At 58.4% G+C, this 23,822-nt stretch carries 19 protein-coding genes; 16 read left to right on the top strand and 3 right to left on the bottom strand.

The annotated features are described in order from the left end of the window. Positions 1 to 115: 115 nt before the first annotated feature. Together modA and mobA are read right to left on the bottom strand one after the other, a co-directional pair. Positions 116 to 907 carry a molybdate ABC transporter substrate-binding protein gene (gene modA / locus ACXAG1_RS06295; protein WP_475119255.1) on the bottom strand — a complete coding sequence of 264 codons (792 nt, stop codon included), beginning with the start codon at positions 905 to 907 and terminating at the stop codon, positions 116 to 118. Between the two features lie 126 nt (positions 908 to 1,033). Further along, complete coding sequence (gene mobA / locus ACXAG1_RS06290; protein WP_475092010.1) at positions 1,034 to 1,705, bottom strand: molybdenum cofactor guanylyltransferase; 672 nt, start codon at positions 1,703 to 1,705, stop codon at positions 1,034 to 1,036. Between the two features lie 469 nt (positions 1,706 to 2,174). Here mobA and ACXAG1_RS06285 point away from each other — a divergent pair, with 469 nt between their 5' ends. The 15 genes from ACXAG1_RS06285 to ACXAG1_RS06215 all read left to right on the top strand — a co-directional run bounded on the left by ACXAG1_RS06285 (position 2,175) and on the right by ACXAG1_RS06215 (position 21,658). Next, entirely contained in the window at positions 2,175 to 2,351 is a 177-nt protein-coding gene (locus ACXAG1_RS06285; RefSeq protein ID WP_475092009.1) for a hypothetical protein, read from the top strand. A gap of 8 nt (positions 2,352 to 2,359) precedes the next feature. Continuing rightward, positions 2,360 to 2,962, top strand: coding sequence for an ANTAR domain-containing response regulator (locus tag ACXAG1_RS06280; RefSeq protein WP_475092008.1), 603 nt, complete (start codon positions 2,360 to 2,362; stop codon positions 2,960 to 2,962). 54 nt (positions 2,963 to 3,016) lie between these two features. Then, positions 3,017 to 4,105 (top strand): CmpA/NrtA family ABC transporter substrate-binding protein, encoded by a 1,089-nt coding sequence (locus tag ACXAG1_RS06275; protein WP_475119254.1) that lies wholly within the window; start codon positions 3,017 to 3,019, stop codon positions 4,103 to 4,105. A gap of 402 nt (positions 4,106 to 4,507) precedes the next feature. Beyond that, positions 4,508 to 5,986 (top strand): NarK family nitrate/nitrite MFS transporter, encoded by a 1,479-nt coding sequence (locus tag ACXAG1_RS06270; RefSeq protein WP_475119253.1) that lies wholly within the window; start codon positions 4,508 to 4,510, stop codon positions 5,984 to 5,986. A gap of 146 nt (positions 5,987 to 6,132) precedes the next feature. Beyond that, positions 6,133 to 7,599: a NarK family nitrate/nitrite MFS transporter gene (locus tag ACXAG1_RS06265; RefSeq protein ID WP_475119252.1), complete on the top strand. Its 1,467-nt coding sequence runs from the start codon at positions 6,133 to 6,135 to the stop codon at positions 7,597 to 7,599. Positions 7,600 to 7,796: 197 nt separating this feature from the next. Beyond that, positions 7,797 to 9,545 (top strand): bifunctional protein-serine/threonine kinase/phosphatase, encoded by a 1,749-nt coding sequence (locus tag ACXAG1_RS06260; RefSeq protein ID WP_475119251.1) that lies wholly within the window; start codon positions 7,797 to 7,799, stop codon positions 9,543 to 9,545. A gap of 292 nt (positions 9,546 to 9,837) precedes the next feature. Continuing rightward, positions 9,838 to 12,366 carry a nitrite reductase large subunit NirB gene (nirB, locus tag ACXAG1_RS06255; RefSeq protein WP_475119250.1) on the top strand — a complete coding sequence of 843 codons (2,529 nt, stop codon included), beginning with the start codon at positions 9,838 to 9,840 and terminating at the stop codon, positions 12,364 to 12,366. A gap of 329 nt (positions 12,367 to 12,695) precedes the next feature. After that, positions 12,696 to 13,052 carry a nitrite reductase small subunit NirD gene (nirD, locus tag ACXAG1_RS06250; RefSeq protein ID WP_475092002.1) on the top strand — a complete coding sequence of 119 codons (357 nt, stop codon included), beginning with the start codon at positions 12,696 to 12,698 and terminating at the stop codon, positions 13,050 to 13,052. Positions 13,053 to 13,076: 24 nt separating this feature from the next. Beyond that, the gene (locus tag ACXAG1_RS06245) at positions 13,077 to 15,779 is read left to right on the top strand and encodes a nitrate reductase (protein WP_475092001.1); all 2,703 of its coding nucleotides are present in this window, start codon (positions 13,077 to 13,079) and stop codon (positions 15,777 to 15,779) included. Positions 15,780 to 16,073: 294 nt separating this feature from the next. Then, positions 16,074 to 17,327, top strand: a complete 1,254-nt coding sequence (moeA, locus tag ACXAG1_RS06240) for a molybdopterin molybdotransferase MoeA (protein WP_475119249.1) — start codon at positions 16,074 to 16,076, stop codon at positions 17,325 to 17,327. Between the two features lie 200 nt (positions 17,328 to 17,527). Next, positions 17,528 to 17,821 (top strand): antibiotic biosynthesis monooxygenase family protein, encoded by a 294-nt coding sequence (locus ACXAG1_RS06235; RefSeq protein ID WP_475119248.1) that lies wholly within the window; start codon positions 17,528 to 17,530, stop codon positions 17,819 to 17,821. Between the two features lie 222 nt (positions 17,822 to 18,043). Then, positions 18,044 to 18,730, top strand: a complete 687-nt coding sequence (trmH, locus tag ACXAG1_RS06230) for a tRNA (guanosine(18)-2'-O)-methyltransferase TrmH (RefSeq protein WP_475119247.1) — start codon at positions 18,044 to 18,046, stop codon at positions 18,728 to 18,730. Between the two features lie 363 nt (positions 18,731 to 19,093). Next, the gene (locus ACXAG1_RS06225; protein ID WP_475119246.1) at positions 19,094 to 19,822 is read left to right on the top strand and encodes a dienelactone hydrolase family protein; all 729 of its coding nucleotides are present in this window, start codon (positions 19,094 to 19,096) and stop codon (positions 19,820 to 19,822) included. A 110-nt stretch (positions 19,823 to 19,932) separates the two neighbouring features. Then, entirely contained in the window at positions 19,933 to 20,880 is a 948-nt protein-coding gene (locus tag ACXAG1_RS06220) for an ATP-binding cassette domain-containing protein (protein ID WP_475091996.1), read from the top strand. A gap of 16 nt (positions 20,881 to 20,896) precedes the next feature. Beyond that, positions 20,897 to 21,658, top strand: a complete 762-nt coding sequence (locus ACXAG1_RS06215) for an ABC transporter permease (RefSeq protein ID WP_475091994.1) — start codon at positions 20,897 to 20,899, stop codon at positions 21,656 to 21,658. Between the two features lie 71 nt (positions 21,659 to 21,729). On the opposite strand, the gene ACXAG1_RS06210 is transcribed toward ACXAG1_RS06215, so the two are convergent. After that, entirely contained in the window at positions 21,730 to 22,374 is a 645-nt protein-coding gene (locus ACXAG1_RS06210) for a TetR/AcrR family transcriptional regulator (RefSeq protein ID WP_475091993.1), read from the bottom strand. Between the two features lie 273 nt (positions 22,375 to 22,647). On the opposite strand from ACXAG1_RS06210, the gene ACXAG1_RS06205 reads away from it, so the two are divergent. Then, positions 22,648 to 23,796, top strand: a complete 1,149-nt coding sequence (locus ACXAG1_RS06205) for an efflux RND transporter periplasmic adaptor subunit (protein ID WP_475119245.1) — start codon at positions 22,648 to 22,650, stop codon at positions 23,794 to 23,796. Positions 23,797 to 23,822: the final 26 nt, after the last annotated feature.

The raw sequence follows: 23,822 nt of genomic DNA, 5'->3' as shown, positions 1-23,822 counted from the left end.
ATCAATTAAAACCATTTATCGGCCCAGGAATTTGCACTATTCAGACGGGGGAAATAAATGGAATTTATGGTAACTATTTCCACTGAAACCAAAATATTCCACGTTTTGCAGAATATTATTCTGCCGAGCGAAAACCCAATTCCGGCAGCTTCTGCTGAACTCCATCTGAGCGCAGATATTGCAGCAGTCGAATCGCCAGAGTGCGCCGGCGGGTGTCCCGCAAAATCACCATCTGTAACTCGATCGGCGGGTGGAACTGCTCGGGGATGCGCATATATTGCCCGCGGCGCCCAGAGGCCAGCGCCTGGCTGTAAGGAATCACCCCCAGGTCCCCCTCCCCCTGGTGCAACATGATCTGCGCATGGCCGGAATGACCGGCATACACCACCCGGTTTTTGACCCGTGGCCACAGGCGCAGCTTCTTCAGCATCTTCACCGCCGCATCCCCGTCCGGGGCCAGCTGCGGATCCGCCACCACCAGCTTGTGTTTGCCGCGCCCCAACAACAGGATCAGTTGCCGCGGTGTCAGGGCGGCATCGCTCTTTGCCAGCTGCATGGAGAGCGTGGAAAAGCCGGAGGACTTGTCTTTGGACACCACCGGGTTAGCCCACACCGCCAATTGCCCACGGGCAAATGCCTGGCGACTGGCGGGCACCGTCAGGCCGGCCTTCTCCAGCAGCACCGGGCGCGCACTGTCGGCGGACAACAACAGATCGAAGGGAGCCTGGGAGTGGTCTGCGCGAATCTGGCTGTAGAGCAGACCGCTGGCACCGGCGGTGATTTGCAGGCGGCAAGCACAGAGGGATTCGAACTGGGGCCGCAGGGCCTCCAGGGCCGGCTGGAAGCTGGCGTCTACCGCCACCCGGAGCACCGGTTGCGAGCGCTCACCGCAGCTTGTCAGTAGCAAAGAAAAGAGAACTGCGAACACTGTCCACAGAGAGAGGGGCTTCCGGGGCGGAAGGAATGCGCTTGCTTGTCCCGTCATTCGAAATCAGTACCTCTCTTCGATAGCGAACGACTGCTCCGTGCCGAACTAACCCTGGAAGCGCTGGTAGTCCTCCGGGCGGTTCAGATTCAGGTGCCAGTCCCCTTCCGGTTCGGGCAACTGCATACACCCGATAAAGCCGAACAGCGCACGCACCGAGGCAATGGCATTGCCCTCTGCCGCGGCGTCCAGATAATCACGGCAGCGCTGCCCCAGCGGCAACCAGCACGGCAGGTAATAATTGCCATAACACACCGCCTGCTCCACGGTCTGCCCGGCCACACACAATCGATGCAGCAGCCCGGGGGTCAGCAGAGGCATATCCACCGGTACCACCAGCAGTGCATCACAGGGCAAATCCCACTGTTGCAGGTGCCGGTAAATTGCCTGCAGGCCTCCAAGGGGACCGACGGCCTCGGTCTGGTCCGGAATCCCTCCAGGGCGACGCCCGCTAACCAGTGTGGGCATCAAATTGACACCATTAACCGCGCGCATCTGGGCAAACTGGTTCTTGGCCTGCTCCAGCAGAGAGCGTCCATTGGATAATTTTAGCAGCGCCTTGTCCTGGCCCATGCGGCTGGACAGACCACCAGCGAGAACAACCGGGCAAACCTGTACGGGTGCAGCGCTACTGCGGGCGTTTTGAGGCTTATTGACCGTCGCAGCGCCGGCATCGGAGCTGGGCTTGCCAAACGAGTTGAAGTTATCGGGAGGGGTCATTGAATACGGCTTCCTGGCATCAGAATCATCCTTCCTTGTGACATCCTGAAAAGGAAACGATACAACAAAAGCAGCTTCGCATAATCCATAGCGGACTCCACTAGCCCAAAAGGGCTATTTCGCTCCGCGGCTCCCTTTTGAGGCCGCAACAGTCAGCACTGCACCAAATTGCCGCCAATGCCGCCCGCCTCGCACCAACTGGAGGCACCCAGGGCAACGGCCAAGCGCATCACCCGTCCACTACCGGTCCGGGAGGTCAGGTTTTCCCGAAGGTTCACGGGATCTGCTGCAGTTGGTACGAGTTTTGATTGTCCATATACCTCAGGCAAAGAAGCCCGGCTGCACAATCCGTGCCGCCGGGCTTTTTTATGCCTGCCGGACTGCAGGAATTGATGGTGCTCGGGATGGTACTTGGGACTGATGAGTCGACAGCTCAGCCGCTGTCTCTGGCATCAAGATTGCAGCGACTTTGCATAAATTCTATAGCGATCGCCACAGCCGCGAGTACGGCAACGAACTCGACCTGGTAGCGACCTATGCCATAACAAGAAATATCGGCCTGCTCGCCAAGTACGCCACCTACGATGCTGATACCTTCAGCACCGATTCGGACAAGTTCTGGCTGCAGTTCGAACTGAAGTTTTGACGGAAGCGATGACGACGATACCTGCCACTGCCCCTATCAGTATTCTGCTGGTCGATGACCAGCCCGAACGCGCCTCTATGGTCGCCGGGCAGCTCACCGCTGCCGGCTACAACCTGCTGGCTCAACTTTCCAGTGCCGAAGGCCTGCTGTTTCAGGTAGAACAACACCGCCCGGACATCGTGCTGATCGATATCGAATCCCCGGACCGGGATATTCTCGAGAGCCTGTCGGTGATCAACCAGCACAATCCCACCCCGGTGGCGATGTTCTCCGCCCGCGGCGGCGCTGAGTTTATTACCAGTGCGGTAGAGGCCGGGGTCAGCGCCTATATGGCCGAGGGCCTGTCCGCGGAGCGGGTGGCACCGGCCATCGAAATCGCCATGGCCCAGTTTCGCAGCTACCAGCACCTGCGCCAATCCCTGGAGCGCACCCAGCAGCAACTCGACGAGCGCAAAATCATTGAGCGGGCCAAAGGCCTGCTGATGGCGCGCAAAAACATCAGCGAGCAGGCCGCCCACCAGACCCTGCGCACCCTGGCCATGAACAGCAATTCCACCATGCGCAATGTGGCAGAGCAGATCGTCACGCATCTGCAGAGCGCAGTGAATTAATACGGAAGACCCCCTGGTGCGACCAATGACTAAAAAGAATTCGAGAGTATTACTGTGAGCAGCCTGCAAGCCGAAAAGCCAAACCTGAAACTTCTTTACCTGCGCCTCACCGACAGCGCACCGCTGATCATTGCTCGCGAGATGGGCCTGTTTGATCGCTACGGACTGAACGTGGGGTTGCAGCGGGAAACCTCCTGGGCCACCCTGCGCGACAAACTGATTGGTGGCGCCGCCGATGCCGCGGCGATGCTGGCCCCCATGCCACTGACCCTGAAGCAGACGCTGCCACACTGCGAAGAACAGCTTCTCAGTGGCCTGATCCTTAGCTGCAACGGCAACGCCATCACCCTGTCAAAAGCGCTCTACGATCAGCTGCAGACAGATACCGACGATGCCGCCGGCACCGGTGCCGCACTCAAAGCATTTATTGACGCCCGCGGTGACGATGAAGCGCCGCTGACCTTTGCCAGCGTCTACCCCTTTGCCAGCCACACTCTGCAACTGCGTCACTGGCTGAACAGCGCCGGCATCAACCCCGATACCGATGTACGCCTGCTGGTACTGCCACCGGAGCAGATGGTGGATCATTTGCGCCGCGGCGATATCGATGGTTTCTGTGTGGGCGAGCCCTGGAACACCCTCGCGGTACAGGAAGGTATCGGTGTGATCGCCACCCCCAACAATGCCCTGATGCCAGCAATGCCGGAAAAAGTGCTGGCAGTCACCCAGAGCTGGCACGAGGCCAACCCGGCCACCCACCTGGCCCTGCGCGCCGCCCTGCTGGAAGCCTGCGGCTGGTTGAGCGACCGCAGTCACCGCCGCGATGCCATCGGTATTTTGGCCCGGGCCGAATATCTCGACCTGCCGGAGGAAACCATTGCCGCCTCCCTGAACGACCAACTGCTGAGCCAGCAAGGCCGCGAACCGACACAGAATACCGGCTGGCACCTGTTCGCCCACCCGCAGACGGACCACGGCCGCCCCACCGAGAAGAAGGCCCGCGAGCTGCTCACCCTGTGTAATGAGATTGCGCCGGTGGATATGGACACGGCGGCGCTGTTCCAGTCCGATCTCCACCAGCAAACCCTGGACTATATTCGCCACCAGCAGCTGAGCGCCCCCAGGCACGCCCGCACCAATTAACCCCCAGCCCGATCAGGGCTCGCCCGCCCCCGGTGCACAAGCGTGCACCGGGGCGCTCAAAACAGCCCAAAACAGGGCACCCACTCTCTCCCGCACCAATAGACTTCCCCCCTTTGCACCACCATCCGTACCTCGCCCAAAAATGGCACAGATATTGAATACCTATTAAATGCGCGCGCAAAGCGGCGGGATAAAAACAACAGACCTGAGCAAGACTCGGGCAAATCCCAACGCTGAAGTCAGTAGCGCCATCTCTTTATTGAGAAACCATAGCGAATACGAAATTCAGGACAGCGAAGTCCACCGGCGGCAGCCAGCTGCGCCCGTGGGCTTTTTTTGTGTCTGCGATTTGGCCCCGCCGACACGAACCCAGCTGCTCCGATGAGGGAATTAGAGAAACCGATGTCTGGACACAGTCAATCCGATCGCCTGAACCTGTTGTCGTTTACCGGCAACGTTAAAATCCTGCACATGACCTGGCTGGCCTTTTTCCTGTGCTTCTTTGCATGGTTCAGCCACGCCCCGCTGCTGATGGCCATCGCCGATAGCCTGGCCCTCACCCCGGACCAGGTAAAAACCCTGCTGATCCTGAACGTGGCGCTGACCATTCCCGCGCGCATGATTATCGGCATGCTGACCGACAAATACGGCCCGCGCCTGACCTTCTCCGCGCTGCTGGCCATCGGCAGCCTTCCCTGTTTCGTATTCGCCCTGGCCGACAGTTTTGTGCAGGCGGCCATCGCGCGCTTTTTTATGGGCTTTATCGGTGCCGGCTTCGTGATCGGTATCCGCATGGTGAGCGAGTGGTTCCCCGCCCGCCACCTCGGCACCGCCGAGGGTGTCTACGGAGGCTGGGGTAACTTCGGTTCCGCCGCCGGCGCCATCTTACTGCCTTCCCTAGCATTAGTATTCGGTGGTGACGACGGCTGGCGCTACGCCATTGGTCTCACCGGTGTGATCGCGCTGCTGTACAGCGTGGTCTACTACAACAGCGTGACCGACACTCCCAAAGGATCGACCTATTTCAAGCCGAAAAAAATCGGCGCGATGGAAGTGACCAGTAGCGGCGACTTTTTTCTGCTGCTGTTTATGAAGCTGCCCATGTACGGCGCCCTGGCGCTGTTGACCTGGAAACTGTCGCCGGCGGAAGTGGGCCTGCTGAATCAGTTCTGGACCTACACCATTTACGCCGCCCTCACCGGTCTCTATCTGCTGGAACTGAAAAAAACCTGGAGCATCAACCGGGAGGTTTTCACCAATCCACCGGCGCCGATTCACCGCTACAAATTCAAGCAGGTGGCGATTCTCAATCTGCTGTACTTCGCCACTTTCGGTTCCGAGCTGGCAGTGATCTCCATGCTGCCGCTGTTTTTCTTCGAGACCTTCACCCTGGACCCGGTAAAAGCCGGTCTGGTGGCCTCCGCCTATTCCTTTATGAACCTGGTTTCCCGCCCCACCGGCGGTCTGCTGAGCGATAAATATGGTCGCAAACCGGTGCTGATGATTCTGGTGGCGGGCCTCGCCTGCGGTTACCTGCTGATGAGCCAGATCGGTGAAACCTGGCCGCTGTACCTGGCGGTGGGTGCGGCCATGCTGTGTTCCTTCTTTGTACAGGCCGGTGCCGGTGCGGTATTCGCGGTAGTGCCGCTGATAAAGCGCCGCCTCACCGGCCAGATTGCCGGTATGACCGGCGCCTACGGCAATGTGGGCGCGGTATTTTTTCTGACGGTGCTGACCCTGGTGGATTACCAGACGTTTTTCCTGGTGATCGCCGGCACCGCTGTTTTCAGTTTTATTGTTCTGTTGCTGATGGAAGAGCCGGAAGGCCATATGGTAGAGGTGATGCCGGACGGCAGTGTCTCCCTGATTGATGTAGCCTGAGCTCTTCCACTTCCGTCATTCCCGCGAAGGCGGGAATCCAGCTCTGCGGTATCTGGATCCCCGCGTTCGCGGGGATGACGAGCTCGCGTTTCGGGCGGCGACCGCAACAGAACAGAGAAAAGATTCATAACTAACGGGATACGACCATGTCCAGTGATTCTTTAAATCTGTTTTCCTTCAAAGGAAAGATCCGGGTGCTGCACCTGACCTGGATCGCTTTCTTTATTACCTTCTTTGCCTGGTTCAACCACGCACCGCTGCTGATGGCCATTGCCGACAGCCTGTCGCTCACCTCCGAGCAAGTGAAGACACTGCTGATCCTGAACGTGGCGCTGACCATTCCGGCGCGGGTGATTATCGGCATGCTGACCGATAAATACGGCCCGCGCCTGACCTATTCCCTGCTGCTGGCCATTGGCAGTATCCCCTGTTTTATCTTTGCGCTGGCGGACAGCTTTACCGCGGCGGCTATCGGCCGTTTTCTGCTGGGCTTTATCGGCGCAGGGTTCGTGATTGGCATCCGCATGGTTTCCGAGTGGTTCCCGGCAAAGCAGCTGGGTACCGCGGAAGGTATTTACGGTGGCTGGGGTAACTTTGGTTCTGCCGCCGGTGCCATGAGTCTGCCGACCATCGCACTGCTGTTCGGTGGCGACGACGGCTGGCGCTATGCCATCGGTATTACCGGTGTGATTGCGCTGGTTTACAGTGTGATTTATTACCGCTCGGTAACCGACACTCCGAAAGGCGGCACCTATTTCAAGCCGAAGAAAATCGGCGGTATGGAAGTGTCCAGCCCGTCGGACTTTGTACTGCTGCTGATCATGAAGGTGCCCATGTATGCGGCGCTGGCGCTGCTGACCTGGAAGCTGTCGCCGGCGGGCGTGGGCATGCTGGCAATGCCGGTGGCGATCGCGATTTATGTATCCCTGGTGGCGCTGTACGTGTTTGATGCGAAGAAGTGTTACGACATCAACAAAGAAATTTTCGTCAAACTGCCGGAGCCGATCCATCGCTATCAGTTCAAGCAGGTGGCGGTGCTGAACATTCTGTACTTCGCCACTTTCGGTTCTGAGCTTGCGGTGATTTCCATGCTGCCGCTGTTTTTCTCGGAGACCTTTACCCTGGATCCGGTGAAAGCGGGCCTGCTGGCTTCTGCTTATGCGTTTATGAACCTGATGTCCCGCCCGGCGGGTGGTTTGATCAGTGACCGGTTCGGGCGCAAGAGTACGCTGCTGATTCTGACGGCGGGTCTGGCGCTGGGCTATCTGACCATGAGCATGATCGACAGCGAGTGGCCTTTATACCTGGCGGTGGCTGCGGCGATGGCATGTTCTTTCTTCGTGCAATCCGGTGAGGGTGCGGTGTTTGCGGTGGTACCGCTGATCAAGCGTCGCCTGACCGGGCAGATTGCGGGGATGACCGGGGCTTACGGGAATGTGGGCGCGGTGTTTTATCTGACGGTGCTGAGCATGGTTTCTTACCAGACCTTCTTCCTGGTGATTGCGGGTACGGCGGTGCTTGGCTTTGTGACGCTGCTGTTCCTGGAAGAACCGGAAGGTCAGATGGCGGAAGTCATGCCGGATGGTAGTGTTTCTCTGATCGACGTTGCGTAATTCTTCAAATACGGTCATGCCGGACTCGATCCGGCATCCAGCTTCGCAGCACTGGATTCCGGGTCAGGCCCGGAATGACGAGAGGGGCGAATTCTGGCACCGACTTTATAAACCGTCATGCCGGACTTGATCCGGCATCCAGCTTCGTAGCACTGGATTCCGGGTCAGGCCCGGAATGACGAAAGAGACCACCTATTTTGAACACCACCTGCGAAACCATCACCGTGCCCGATTCAGACCAACAGGCCTCCAATTCCGAGAACCTGGAATTTGCCACGGCCACCGAGTGCGGACAGCGCGCCTACAACGACGACGCGGTTGCGATCTACCGGGCCACCGGCAGCGATCTGCGTTATCGCGGTTCTCTCGCCGCGATTGCGGATGGGGTGGGCAGCGCGGAGGCCGGGGGTGCGGCGGCGCGGGCGGCGGTGAGCGGGTTTATTTCCGACTATTACAGTACGCCGGATTCCTGGTCGGTAAAGCAGGCGGCGGCGCGGGTTTTGCACGCACTGAATGGCTGGCTGTACCGGCAGAGCGGCGGCGCGGATGAGGTGCAGCGGGGTTGGTTGACGACCTTCTCGGCGGTGGTGCTGAAAGGCTCTACCGCGCATCTGATTCATATCGGGGATTCGCGGATTTATCGACTGAGAGACGGCAAGCTCGAATGCCTGACACAGGACCACAGCCGCACCCTGGGACCAGGGCGGACGTTTTTGAGCCGCGCACTGGGGATGGATGCGCATATCGAGGTGGATTACCGCCAGGAGCCGCTGGAAGCGGGCGATCTGTTTTGTGTGACCACCGATGGTATTCACGATTTTCTGCCGACCAGGCAATTCAAGGATCTGCTGGTAGAGCACCAGCTGGAGGCGGCACAGCCGCTGATGTCGGCGGCGCTGGATAATGGCAGCAAGGACAACTTGAGCCTGGCGCTGTGCCGGGTGAATGTGCTCGACTCTTTACAGGCGGACGATGTGATGCTGGCGACAAGCCAGCTGCCCTTCCCGCCGCCCCTGCAACCGGGCAACAAGATCGACGGTTACGAGGTGCTGCAGGAGTTGCACGCGAGCAGTCGCAGTTATCTGTATCTGGTGCGGGATATGGAATCCGATGCGCTGCGCGCTTTGAAGGCGCCGTCGGAAAATTTCAGTGACGACCCGGCTTATATCGAGCGGTTTATCGCCGAGGAATGGACCGGGCGCAGGCTGGAGCATCCGGCCATTGTGAAGGTGTTTCCGCCGCGCAAGGAGCGTCAGTTTCTTTACCACGTTATGGAGTATGTGGACGGGCAGAATCTGCGGCAGTGGATGCAGTTGAATCCGGAACCGCCGCTGGATCAGGTGCGCAATCTGGTGCAGCAGCTGGTGAGCGCCCTGCGCCGCCTGCAACGGCTGGAAATCGTGCACGGGGATCTGAAGCCAGAAAACATCATGGTGGATTCCACCGGTCGCCTGAAGCTGATCGATCTGGGCGGCGCCAATGCAGCGGGGTTGCAGGAGCTATTGCGTTACCAGGACAGTGCACCGCCCGGCAGCAAAAATTACTGTGCTCCGGAATATTTCTTCAGTGATGCGGCCAGCCACCGCTCGGATATCTTCTCCCTCGGGGTCATCGCCTACGAGATGCTCACCGGGCACTACCCCTATAAAGAACGCTTCGGCAGCAACCACTATCAATTAAAGAACTACGCCAGCCTGCGCTATCTCAGTGCGCGTCGGCAGCGGGAAGATATTCCGGACTGGATCGATGGCGCCCTGCGTAAGGCCTGTGCGCCAGACCCGAAGAACCGCTACCCGGCACTGTCGGAGTTTGTGCACGACCTCAGCACGCCCAACAAAAAATTCGATAGTGCGGATAAACCGCCGCTGATGGAGCGCAATCCGCTGCTATTCTGGCAGACGGTCGCGGTGCTGGCGATTCTGTCTCACCTGCTGTACTTCCTGTAACCTGCCCCTCTTTGACGCAAGCCTGACGGAACCGCACCAAATTAACGCGCACCGCTATGCGAAATCGCCAATAAACCGCACAAATCCTGTGGTTTCCCCCACCTTCCGCCGCTCGTAAAAGTTGGCACAGAGATTGAATATCTTTAGTCACAATCCGAAATTCTTTTAGCAAGGCAACGGCGCCTGATACTCTTCGACAGAAGAGGGGACGCCCGTGCAGCCGCAAGCTACCCAGGCCCTCCCCCAACGCTGTACTTCTGTCGAAACCAATCAGGTTCAAACGGCAGAGATTATGGTTAAGCAAAAAATCGTCGTCATCGGCAACGGCATGGTGGGTCACCACTTCCTGGAACAACTGGCAAATCGTCCCGCACGGGAACTGTTCGACGTGCTGGTATTCTGCGCCGAACCCCGCCCCGCCTACGACCGGGTACACCTCTCCGAGTACTTCGGCGGCCGCACCGCCGACGACCTGGCCATGGGCAAGGTCGAGCAGTACCGCGAGTGGGGTTACGACCTGCGTCTGAACGATGCCGCCGTGGGCATCGACCGCGAAAACAAAATCGTGACCTCCGCCAGTGGCGCAAGTGAAGCGTACGATCACCTGATCCTGGCCACCGGTTCCTATCCTTTCGTACCGCCAATCCCCGGCCACCAGCACGACAAGTGCTTCGTGTACCGCACCCTCGAAGACCTCGACAAAATCCAGGCCGCCGCCAAAGACGGCAAGGTCGGCGTAGTTGTGGGCGGTGGCCTGCTGGGTCTGGAAGCGGCCAACGCACTCAAGCAGCTGGGCCTGGAAGCCCACGTGGTGGAATTCGCCCCGGGCCTGATGTCCGTACAGCTGGACGAAGGCGGCTCCAAACTGCTGCGGGAAAAAATTGAAGAGCTGGGCGTGACCGTACACACCAGCACCGCCACCGAACTGATCGAAGAAGTGGACGGCGGTCGCCTGCGCATGAACTTCAAGGGCGACAAGTCCCTGGATACCGACCTGATTGTGTTTTCCGCCGGTATCCGCCCGGAAGACAGCCTGGCCAAATCCGCTGGTATCGAACTGGGTGAGCGCGGCGGTATCGTGGTGGACAATACCTGCCGCACCTCCGACAAAAATATTTTCGCCATCGGCGAGTGTGCCCTGTTCAACAACTTTATCTACGGCTTGGTAGCCCCCGGCTACACCATGGCGCGCACCGCGGTTTCCCTACTGTGTGGCGAGGCAGCCGAGTTCAACGGTGCGGACATGAGCACCAAGCTGAAACTGCTGGGCGTGGAAGTTGGCTCCATCGGCGATGCTCACGGCCGTGCGGAAGGTTCCGCTGCGATCACCTTCGTTGATGAGCAGACCGGCGTGTACAAGCGCATGATCACCGACCGCGAAGGCAAGAAACTGCGCGGCGCGGTACTGGTAGGCGACACCGGTGATTACGACACCCTGCTGCAATACCACCTGAACGATATGGATCTGCCGGAGCACCCGGAGCAACTGATCCTGCCGGCACTGGACGGCGCCGCCCCGACTCTCGGTGCCGACGCGCTGCCAGACACCGCCACCATCTGCTCCTGTCACAATGTGAGCAAGGGCGATATCGTCGGCGCGGTACAGGGTGGTTGCTGCTCTGTGGGCGAAGTCAAAGACTGCACCAAAGCGGCCACCGGTTGTGGCGGCTGTTCTGCGCTGCTGAAAAATGTGGTGGATGCAGAGCTCGCGGCTCTGGGGATGGAAGTCAACAACGACCTCTGCCCGCATTTCCCCTACACCCGCCAGGAAATTTTCCACATGGTGCAGGTAGAGGAAATCAAGACCTTCGACGAGCTGCTGCACAAGCACGGTTCCGGTAAAGGCTGTGAAATCTGTAAGCCTACCGCGGCTTCCATTTTCGCCTCTCTGTGGAACGAACATATTCACGAGAAGCCCCACGTTGGTCTGCAGGACACCAACGATACCTTTATGGCGAACATGCAGAAGAACGGTACCTACTCCGTGGTTCCGCGTATTGCCGGCGGTGAGATTACGCCCGACAAACTGATCGTGCTGGGCCAGGTGGCGAAGAAGTACGACCTGTATACCAAAATCACCGGCGGCCAGCGTATCGACCTGTTCGGCGCGCGCCTGGAAGAGCTACCGGAAATCTGGCGCGAGCTGACCGATGCGGGCTTTGAGACTGGCCACGCGTACGGCAAGTCCCTGCGTACGGTGAAATCCTGTGTGGGTAGTACCTGGTGTCGCTTTGGTGTCCAGGACAGTGTGGGCATGGCACTGACGGTCGAGAACCGCTACAAGGGCCTGCGTTCGCCGCACAAGATCAAGATGGCGGTTTCCGGTTGTACCCGTGAGTGTGCGGAAGCCCAGAGTAAAGATATTGGTGTAATTGCTACCGAGAACGGCTGGAACCTGTATGTGTGTGGTAACGGCGGTATGCGCCCGCGTCACGCGGACCTGTTCGCGACGGATCTGGATGATGTGACGCTGATTAAATATATCGACCGGGTGCTGATGTTCTATGTGCGCACGGCGGACAAACTGCAGCGTACTTCGGTATGGCTGGAGAACCTGGAAGGCGGTCTGGATTACCTGCGTGAGGTGGTGATCGAGGACAAACTGGGTATCTGCGATGAGCTGGAGCGTCAGATGGGTAATGTGGTTGGCACTTACCAGTGTGAGTGGAAAACCGCGATCAACGACCCGGAGATGATCAAGCGCTTCCGCCAGTTCGTGAACACCGACGAGAAAGACGAGAAGATCGTCTTCGTAGAAGAGCGCGAACAACGCCGTCCTGCGACCCAGGAAGAAATCGTCAAGATTGCCGAGCCGGCGTAGAGGCTTGAATTAGCCCGGTGGCGGTGGAGCACCGGGTGTCAGGTTTCAGGACCGCTGCAAGTACATCCATGTACGCTGCGTCGGCGACGTCCCTGTCGCCGACGCTCCTGAAACCTGACACCCGGCACTCCACCTTCGCATCGACCTCGTATCGTCATTCCGGCGCCGTCATGCCGGACTTGATCCGGTACGGAATCCAGCTCCACAGGAGCTAAATAGAACCACTCCGCCCCGCGTCATTCCGGCGCAGGCCGGAATCCAGCCCCACAGAGGCTGGAAAAGAACACAAGTTTTAAGAATTTCACCACCACCATTTGTGGAGAACCAGAATGAGCGAAGTTGCCATAACCCGCACCGAGTGGCTGCAAGTCTGCAAGCGATCAGATCTTGTAGCCGATTCCGGAGTGTGCGCTCTTGTGGGCGGTCGTCAGATTGCCCTGTTTTTTTTACCCACCCAGGAACCCCAGTTGTACGCTGTTGATAACTGGGACCCTGTCGCCAATGCGGGCGTGATCGGCCGCGGTATTGTGGCGGAAATTGACGGTGAACTGACCGTTGCCTCGCCGCTGTACAAGCAGCACTACCGTCTGACCGACGGGCAGTGTCTGGAGGAGGAAGAACTCAAGCTGGAGACCTTCCCCGTTGCCTTTGAAGGCGATGATGTGCTGATTAAGATCGATCAATAAGAACCAGAAAATAAGCAGTCTCCAATGGCATTAACCGAACTGTTCAGCGCCCACCGTTCCTGCACCACCTGCCCCTATTGCGGGGTGGGTTGTGGGGTGGCGGCGACGCGGGAGTCGAGCCCTTCCAGTGGCGAGGATGTGATTCGTATCCAGGGGGATGAACAGCATCCGGCCAACAAGGGCAAGCTGTGCGTTAAGGGTTCGTCCCTGGCGGATACCCTCGGCAACCACGGGCGTCTGTTAAAGCCGCAGTTGCACGGCGAAGAGTGCGACTGGGAAACGGCGCTGGAATTTGCTGCTTCCAGACTGCGTGAGACCATTGACGAGCACGGGCCGGATTCGGTGGCGTTTTACCTGTCCGGTCAGTTGTTGACCGAAGACTATTACGTTGCCAACAAACTGATGAAGGGATTTATCGGCACGGGCAATGTGGATACCAATTCCCGCCTGTGTATGTCCTCCGCGGTCGCCGCCTACAAACGCGCGCTGGGTGCGGATGCGGTGCCGTGTAATTACGAGGATCTGGACGAGGCGGAGCTGGTGGTTCTGATCGGCTCCAATGCCGCCTGGACCCACCCGATTCTGTTCCAGCGGATGCAGGCCGCGAACGCCAAGCTGGTGGTAGTAGACCCCCGCGGCAGTGCCACCAGTGAAATGGCGGATATGCACCTGGCGATCACGCCGGGTAGCGATGCGGCTATATTCAATGGCCTGCTCCATTACCTGACCGAGTTCGGCGCGCTGGACCAGGAATTTATCGACAACCACACGGAAAGCTTTCCCGACGCGCTTTACGCAGCCGCGGAGTGGACGCCGGAGAAAGTGGCGGAATACTGCAGTGTGGAGCAGGAACAACTGCTCGAATTCTACGAGCTGTTCCGCACCACGGAAAAAACCATCAGTTTCTATTCCCAGGGCGTCAATCAGTCCAGCACCGGCACCGATAAAAATAACACCATTATCAATTGCCACCTGGCCACCGGCCGCATCGGCAGGCCCGGCTGCGGCCCCTTCTCCATTACCGGCCAGCCCAATGCCATGGGCGGGCGTGAGGTGGGTGGCCTGGCAAATATGCTCGCCGCGCATATGGATTTCACCAAAGACAATATCGACCGTGTGGGCCGCTTCTGGAATGCCACCAAGATGGCACAGGGCCCGGGCCTGAAGGCGGTGGATCTGTTTAACGCGGTGGAGAGCGGTCAGATCAAGGCCGTGTGGATCATGGCCACCAATCCGGCGGTGAGTATGCCGGATGCACGCCGCGTCGCCGCCGCCCTGAAAAACTGCCCCACGGTGATCGTCTCCGACTGTGTCGGCGATACCGATACCGCGCGCACCGCCGACCTGTTGTTGCCCGCGACCACCTGGGGTGAAAAGACCGGCACCGTCACCAACTCCGAGCGCCGTATCTCCCGTCAGAAAGGTTTTCTGCCGAAACCGGGGGAAGCCCGCCACGACTGGGAAATCATCTGCGACGTGGCAAAGCGCCTCGGCTTTGGCGAAGCGTTTGATTTTGAAACCCCGGCGGATATTTTCCGCGAACACGCGGCCCTGTCCGGTTTCGAAAACCACCGCAATCAGGCCCGCCGCGCCTTCGATATTTCCGCGCTGGCGAATATCAGTGATCAGGAATACGACTTCTTTACCCCAGTGCAGTGGCCGGCTAACGCCGAACACCCCAACGGCACCGCGCGCCTGTTCAGCGATGGCGATTTCTATACGCCCAATGGCCGCGCGCGCTTTATCGCCGTGCAGCCCCAATGCCCGAAACAAGAAACCCGCGACGAATTCCCGCTGGTACTGAACAGCGGCCGTCTGCGCGATCAGTGGCACACCATGACCCGCACCGGCCGCGCGCGCAAACTGCTGGACCATAGCGAAGCGCCGGAACTGCACGTACACCCGCAGGAAGCGTCTAAATTCGGTATCGAAGATGCGCAACTGGTGCGCGTGGAAAGCGAGAAAGGCCAGTTTTTCGGCCGCGCCCGCGTTACTAGTAGCCAAAAGCCCGGCCAGCTGTTTGCCCCCATCCACTGGAGCGACAGCCTCGCCCACAACGCCACCGTCAGCGCCCTGGCCATCCCCTTCACCGACCCCTTCTCCGGCCAACCAGAGTTGAAGCAAGTGGCGGTAAAGGTAGAACCACTCTCCGCCCACAGCTACGCCTGTTTATTGCTACGCAGCAAAGCCGCGGAAGAACTCCACAGCCGCCTGCAGGCCGGCGATGCGCAGCTGTTTGAAACCATCCTGCACTGGTATCGGGTACCGGTGGAAGGCGGCTACCGTTTCGAGCTGGCCCTGAAAAAGCAGCCGGACTGGCAGTCGATGGCGGACAAGCTGTTCAACCTGAGCGGCAAACAACTCAATCGCAAGCAGCTGCAACTGCCCAGCGGTGAACGCTGGTTACTGCACAGCGAAGAGATGGAACTACTGGTCTTCACCAGCGCCGACTGGCAGGGCCTGCCGGACCGCAAAACCCTGGAAAACGCCCTGCAAGAGCCACTGCCAGACGCCCCCGCCAAACTCTTGCATGACGTACCCGCCGGCGCGCAGATGGTATGTACCTGTCTGCAGGTTTCCCGCAAGGAAATCGAAGTGGCCATTGCCGAAGGTGCAGCGTCGGTTGATGCTCTGGGTGAACTGCTGGGATGTGGTACCAACTGCGGTTCCTGCAAGCCGGAAATTTCGGCGCTGCTGAATACCAATCTCGCGGTGGCAGTCGGATAACGACCAGATTATCGTCATGCCGGACCTGATCCGGCATCCAGCTTCGTAGCGCTGGATTCCGGGTCGAGCCCGGAATGACCGGAGAGCGGCGAATCAACCGGTAAGTGCGACACAGCTACTCTCAAGCTCTATCACCGTCATGCCGGACTTGATCCGGCATCCAGCTTCGTAGCTCTGGATTCCGGGTCAAGCCCGGAATGACGATGGAGCGAACAATCCCATATCAGTACTTGGCAAATCCCACCCAGCCCAGCTATCTTCTCGACCAAACAGACAAGATTTAAGGCAATAACAATGACTGATGCCTGTGCAGAAAACGGTCTGCGTTCCGTAGAAGCGGCCAAGCAAGCGCTGATCGACAGCATTACCCCCATCAGCGGCTCCGAAACCGTCCCTGTGGCCAAAGCCTGCGGCCGGGTACTCGCAGAACCCGTGCTGGCCACCCTCGACCTGCCCCCCTGTGACAACTCCGCCATGGATGGCTACGCCCTCTGTGGGGATCACAACAGTTACACCCTGATCGGCAAAAGCCTCGCCGGCCATCCGTTTGCTGGCACCCTCAGCGCGGGCCAGGCCGTGCGTATCACCACCGGTGCCGCGGTGCCCAGTGGGGCCGATCGGGTACAGATGCAGGAAAACTGCACTTTAGATGGCGACCAACTCTCCATGAGCCGCCCTGCCAGACCCGGCGAAAATATTCGCCGCCGAGGCGAAGATGTTCATACCGGCCAGAGCCTCATACCAGTCGGCTCCAAAATCAAAGTCCCCCACATTGCACTGTTAGCCGGCGCCGGTGTGGCCGAAGTCACGGTACTGCGCAAACTCAAAGCCGCACTGCTCTCCATCGGTGATGAACTGAAGCCCATTGGCACAGCCGCTTCCGAGCTGGGTGATGGCGATATTTACGATAGCAACCGCATTGCACTACAGGCTGCACTAGAACAACTGGATGTGGATATTCTGGATCTCGGCTGCTGGCCGGACCAACCAGAAAAAATCCGCGAGGCGTTTATCAAAGCCCGCGACAACGCAGATTTTGTTATCACCAGCGGTGGTGTCTCCGTAGGTGAAGCGGATTTCACCAAAACCGTATTACAGGAACTCGGCGAAATCGGTTTCTGGAAGCTCGCGATCAAACCCGGCAAACCCTTCGCCTTCGGTCGCCTCCCCAAAACCGACGGTGAAACATTATTCTTCGGCCTGCCCGGCAACCCAGTTTCCGCAATCGTTACCCTGTACCAGCTGGTTGTTCCCGCCCTAGAAAAATTGCGTGGCACCTCCGAAAAATTCCGACAGCCTCCGCTACAGGTTCGCGCGCGGTTATTGAACGATATCCGCAAGAGACCTGGACGCACGGATTATCAACGCGGGTTTACCTATCGTGATGAGGATGGGATTCAGGTGGTGGAGACTCGTGGAATTCAGGGAAGTCATATTCTTTCCGGCTTTGCTTCGGCGAACTGTTTTGTTGTTTTGCCGAGAGAAGGTGGGGATTGTGAGACTGGGGATTGGGTAACCGTGGAACCCTTTTCCGCACCTCTCGCGTAGTTCTTGGTTCGGGGTACCGAGTAAGCGAGTTTTTTTGGCGGCAAAGCACCGGGTGTAGCTTTTCGAAACCGAGCTAGGCGCCCCCCTGTAAATACATCCCTGTACGCTGCGTCGGCGACGTCCCTGTCGCCGACGCTCCTGAAAACCTGTACCCGGTACTTTACCTTCGTATTTAAGTTTGTACTTTTTAAGGAACTTGCGTGATTCTTGAAGTTGCAATTCTGGACATAAAGCCCAATCAGAATAAAGATTTTGAACGTACCTTCAAGAAGGCACAAAACATCATTTCCTCAATGCCAGGCTACATAAATCACCAATTACAAAAGTGCCTTGAGAAAGAAAGCCGCTACATCCTGTTGGTAAACTGGGAAAAACTAGAAGACCACACCCAAGGCTTCCGAAAGTCTCCCGAATACCAAAATTGGAGGGCCCTCCTCCACCACTTCTACGATCCATTCCCAGAAGTAGAGCACTACTCCCTAGTCGAACTGTAAAACCCCCGATGCGAAGGCCAAGTGCCGGGTATGGGGTTTCAGGAGCGTCGGCGACAGGGACGTCGCCGACGCAGCGTACAGGGATGTATTCACAGCGGTCCTGAAACCCCATACCCGGTGCTTGGCCACCACCAATCCGCCCGAGTGGGGACCACAAAGCCCACCATAAACCACAGTGCTATAATCCGCGGCCAACAGAAGACCGAACAAGACAGAAGTACCATGAGCCGCAGCCGCTACGAGAAATTCAAGCAGGTGCTCCGCCAGCGCCAGCACGATATGACGATCCTTACCGACCAGGTACATAAAGCCCAGAATATCTCTGCCATGCTGCGGACTGCTGACGCTGTCGGCATCCCCGAAATCCACATGGTGCAGCCCACCCACGGTCACAAGATTTATCACAACACCGCCGGAGGCAGCGGCCGCTTTACAGGGAACAGCGTCTACCCCGATATTCAAACCGGTATGGCTCACCTAAAACAGCAGGGCATGCACCTCTACGCCGCCCACTGGTCCGACCGCGCTATCGACTACCGACAAGCCGACTACACCCAACCCTTCGCCCTCGTCATGGGCGCCGAGAAAGATGGCCTCAGCGATTACGCCGCCGAGCACGCCGACGACCATGTCACCATCCCGATTATCGGCATGGTGGAAAGCTACAACGTCAGTGTGGCCGCGGCGATTATTCTGCAGGAAGCGATGTATCAGCGGACCAACGCCGGAATGTATGAAAACAAAGCGCTCGATGAAGAAGATCCGGAAATAAAAAATATTCTGTTTCGCTGGATGCACCCGAAAATGGTGAGATATTGTGAGCAGTACAAGTTGCCATTTCCGGAGCTGGATGAGGATGGCGATATTATTCCGCCTAAAGACTCAAAGTACCGCCAACCGAAAAGCTAACCGCCTGATCGTCATGTAGGATTCGATCCTGCATCCGGCTTCGTAGCACTGGATTCCGGGTCAAGCCCGGAATGACGAGGGGGGGTCGATTCCCGCACCCAACTTTACAGAAACCGTCATGCCGGACTTGATCCGGCATCCAGCTTCGTAGCACTGGATTCCGGGTCGAGCCCGGAATGACGAGGGGGGTCGATTCCCGCACCCAACTTTACAGAAACCGTCATGCCGGACTTGATCCGGCATCCAGCTTCGTAGCACTGAGTTCCCGGTCGAGCCCGGAATGACGGCTGCGCGTTGCTTTACCCAAAGCACCCATCTACCCTTGGCACAATATTTCCAAGACCACTCTCCAGGGAGGAAGCAATGCACACCGAAGAAATCGAATACACCATCGACGGCGAATCCTTTACCGGCTACCTGGCCTACGACGAAACCATCGAGGGCAAACGGCCCGCCATTCTGCTGGTGCACGAATGGTGGGGCATGAACGACTTTACCAGGGAAGAAGCCGAGCGCCTCGCCGCTGAAGGCTTCACCGCCTTTGCCCTCGACATGTACGGCACCGGCGTCGGCGCTGACAACCCGGGCGATGCCGCAGCTCTGATGAACAAAACCATCGAGACCGAAGGCGCCGCCCTGAAACGTTTCCAGGCCGCCCTCGATCTGATCAACGCCCACGAAACCGTGGAAGCCGGCCAGGTTGCCGCTCAGGGTTACTGCTTCGGTGGCGCGGTGGCATTGACCATGACCCGCCTGGGCCTGCCGCTGAAAGGTGTGGTCAGCTTCCACGGCGACCTGCAGACCGAAGTGCAGATCAAGCCCGGCGACGTCAAGGCGGAAATTCAGGTCTACACCGGTGGTGACGACGACATGATTCCTGCCGAGCAGGTAGCCAACTTCGTCACCGAAATGCAAACCGCCGGTGTGCGTTTTGATGTGATCAGCTACCCCGGGGCCAAGCACGGTTTTACCAACCCAGCCGCCACCGGTCGCGGCGAAAAGTTCGGTATTCCCCTGGCGTACAATGAAGACGCCGCCAACGATGCCTATGAGGGTGCGGTGAACTTCTACAACAGAATCTTCCGACTCTAAGATCGGTAGAAAACGCTCCCCTGATTTCTGGCGGTAGCGGCCGCGGTGCCATTCGGGGCACAATAGCGGCCGCTACTTGCACCGCCAGTCATATTTCAGAAGGGGGAAGCGTGCAACCGATCATTTCCATTGAGGGTGTGGGTAAAACCTACTCCGGCGGTTTTACCGCGCTCAAATCCGTCGATCTCCAGATAAACCGCGGCGAAATCTTCGCCCTGCTCGGCCCCAATGGTGCCGGCAAAACCACCCTGATCAGTATTATCTGCGGCATCGTCAATGCCACCAATGGCAGTGTGTCCGCCGATGGCCACGATATCCAGCGGGAGTTCCGCCCCGCGCGCAGCAAGATAGGCCTGGTACCCCAGGAGCTTTCCACCGATTCTTTCGAGAGCGTGTGGAACACCGTCAGTTTCAGCCGCGGCCTGTTTGGCAAAGCGCCCAATCCTGAATACATCGAAAAAATCCTGCGTCAGCTCTCTCTGTGGGAGAAAAAGGACAGCAAGATCATGGCACTGTCCGGCGGTATGAAACGCCGGGTGATGATTGCCAAAGCGCTGTCCCACGAGCCGTCCATTCTGTTCCTCGACGAACCCACCGCCGGCGTGGATGTAGAGCTGCGCCGGGACATGTGGGAAATGGTGCGCGGGCTGCGGGAAAATGGGGTTACCGTGATTCTCACCACGCACTACATCGAGGAAGCGGAAGAAATGGCAGATCGCATTGGCGTGATCAACCATGGTGAGCTGGTACTGGTGGAAGAAAAACACACGCTGATGCGCAAACTGGGCAAAAAGCAGCTAACCATTCACCTGCAGAACCCGGTTACCGAGCTGCCTGAAGCTCTCGGCGATTTTTCCCTGGAAGTGGCCGACGAGGGGAACCAGCTGGTGTACACCTTCGACACCCAGCGCGAGCACACCGGCATCGCAGAACTGCTGCGCGCACTGAACCAGCAGGGTATCGAATTCAAGGACCTGCACTCCAGTGAAAGCTCCCTGGAAGAAATCTTTGTCAATCTGGTGCACCAAAACCAGAACGAACGCCAGCAGGCCGGATAACAGAGGAGTTTTACGGATGAATGTTTACGGTATCCGCGCCATTTACCAGTTTGAAATGGCCCGCACCGGCCGTACCCTGATGCAGAGCATCGCCTGGCCGGTGATTTCCACCTGCCTGTACTTTATCGTGTTCGGCACCGCCATCGGCGGTCGCCTGGGCGAAATCGAAGGGGTAAGCTACGGAGCGTTTATCATTCCCGGGTTGATCATGTTGTCGCTGCTGTCGGAAAGTATTTCCAATGCATCGTTCGGCATTTTCTTCCCAAAATTCAGCGGCACGATTTACGAGGTGCTTTCCGCTCCAGTATCCGCGTTTGAGATCGTCGCCGGCTATGTAGGTGCGGCAGCCACCAAGTCGGTCATTATCGGCATACTGATACTGATCACCGCGCGTTTTTTTGTGGACTACGAGATCGCCCATCCGTTCTGGATGATCGGCTTTCTGATTCTCACCGCAGTGACCTTCAGTATGTTCGGTTTTATTATCGGCGTGTGGGCAGACGATTTTCAGAAGCTGCAGATTATCCCGCTGATGGTAATTACCCCGCTGACTTTCCTCGGCGGCGCCTTTTACTCCATCAATATGCTGCCGGAATTCTGGCAGAAGGTAACCCTGTTTAACCCGGTGGTGTATCTGATCAGCGGGTTCCGCTGGGCCTTTTACGGTGTCTCCGATGTGAATGTGGGTGTCAGCCTGGGCATGACCCTGCTGTTCCTGTTCACTTGCATGGCGGCGGTGTGGTGGATTTTCCGCACCGGCTACAAGATCCGCACCTGATTCAAAACAGAAGAAATAAAAAAAGCCCGCGGGAGCATGCTCTGCGGGCTTTTTTGTGTACGGCGCTGGTGTTAATGCGCCTGGTATGCCCGGATAAACACCCGCACCACTTCCGCCACATGTTCCGCAATCTCTTTCTTTTCCGGAGGCGCCGCACACCCGAGCATAATCTGAATATGCCGACACCCACCCTGCAGCATGCCAAAAAACACTTCCGAGGCGCGCTCAGGATCCGGCACTCGCAGCTGCCCAAGTTCCACCGCCCGCTTCAGGAAGCGGGTCATTTCATTGCGGGTACGCATGGGGCCGGCCTCGTAAAACAGATTGGCCATGGTCTGGTCCTGGGCCCCCACAGCGCTGATCAGACGCATCAGTTTCATGGAGTCCTCGTGATAGAGCATCTCCAGAAAGGCCTCGCCGATTTTGTGCAACATCTCCGCCACCGGCATTCCCGGCTCCAGAGTAAACATCACCATCGGCATCTGGCTGCAGCACTTGGCCTCGATGGCCGCGCAGAACAGGTTCTCCTTGTCGGAGAAGTGACTGTACACCGTCAGTTTGGACACTCCAGCCTCGCCGGCCACCGCATCCATGCTGGTTCCGGTAAAACCGTGGCTGAGAAACAGGTGTTTGGCCGCATCCAGAATCGCCTGCCGCTTGATCGGGTCTTTCGGGCGGCCCCGGCTGGCAGGGCTGCTTGAATTTGTTTCGCTCATGGTCGTCATCGTCTTTATGTCGCGCGCGGCACCCTGCCAGTTTGGCAAATTTGCCGGATGTTGAAACACGCGCTCACCGCCACTGAATTAGTGGACTCGTGAGTTTAATATACTTACTATACTCGCCAGTACAGAATAGCGTCCGGCGCAGTATGGCAGACAACTGTACCAGTTTCCGCCGACTTCCCCGACCTATAAGTCACGTTCTTCATAGTCACCGGGTCACGCGCCGCACCGTTCCGCAGCCAGCGAACCACAAGGAATGAGGTATTCATGAACCGCTTCCTCCCGAACATTGCCCCAACCCTGAAGCTTACCGGCGGCCTTTTCGCCGCGATTCTTCTGGCCGCCTGCTCCGCACCTGAAGCAGGTAACAGCAAACCCCCACGCCCCGCCATTGTCGTCCACCCCACTGCCTCGGGTAGCCAGTTGGCGGTGTATCCCGGGGAGATCCGCGCACGGCACGAGCCGGCACTGGCATTCCGGGTCGGCGGCGCTGTAACCCGCCGCCTGGTGGAAGTGGGCGACAGGGTCAAGCAGGGGCAGCCTCTCGCACAACTGGACGCAAGCGACCTGCAGCTGCAAAGAGACGCCGCCCGCGCACAGCTGGAAGCGGCGCAAACGGACAACCGCAATGCCAGCAATGAACTCGCCCGCTACCGCGACCTGCTGGAGCGCAAGCTGATCGGAGAATCCCAGTTCGACGCGGTCAAAACCCGCCACGACAGCAGCGTAGCGCAACTGGATCGCGCCCGAGCTCAGTGGAAGGTGGCAGAAAACCAGGCCGACTACGCAACCCTCAGGGCCCCCAGCGACGGTGTGATTACCCGCCGCAGCGTCGATGCCGGGCAGGTAGTGAGCGCCGGCCAGACCGTATTCGCCATGGCCGCCGATGGTGAGCGCGAAGTGCGTATCGATCTGCCAGAGCACGAAGTGACGCGTTTTGCCGTAGGCCAGCCGGTGACCATCGAACTGTGGTCCGCACCGGGTACCCCCATCAATGGTCAGGTCCGGGAACTCTCCCCGGCGGCGGAATCCGGCCTGCGTACCTTCGAGGCACGAGTGGCATTCGCAGTAGATAACAGTGCCAACAGCAAGCCGCAGCTGGGCCAGAGCGCCCGCGTCTATGCGCGCACCGATTCAAACCGCCCCACACAACGCCTGCCAATGTCGGCGATTACTGCCGACGGCGTCGAGGCGCACGTATGGCGCATGGACCCGAGTACCTTCACCCTGCAAAAGGTCGCGGTCACTGTGGCCAATTACGGCCATGAATACGCCGAGGTGATATCCAGCCTCACAGCGGAAGACTGGGTACTTTCCGCCGGTACCCAACTGGTGCGAGAAGGTCAGCGTATACGCCCGGTGGACCGGCAAAACCGACCGATCGAATCGGACGACCGACTGGCGCAAAGCCTTTAACCGTCCCCAAAGAAGCCTCCAAGAAA

The organism is Microbulbifer sp. ABE4_465 (assembly GCF_056160765.1).
The sequence above is the reverse complement of the archived record's forward strand: the minus strand, read 5'-3'. Positions and strand labels throughout refer to the sequence as shown.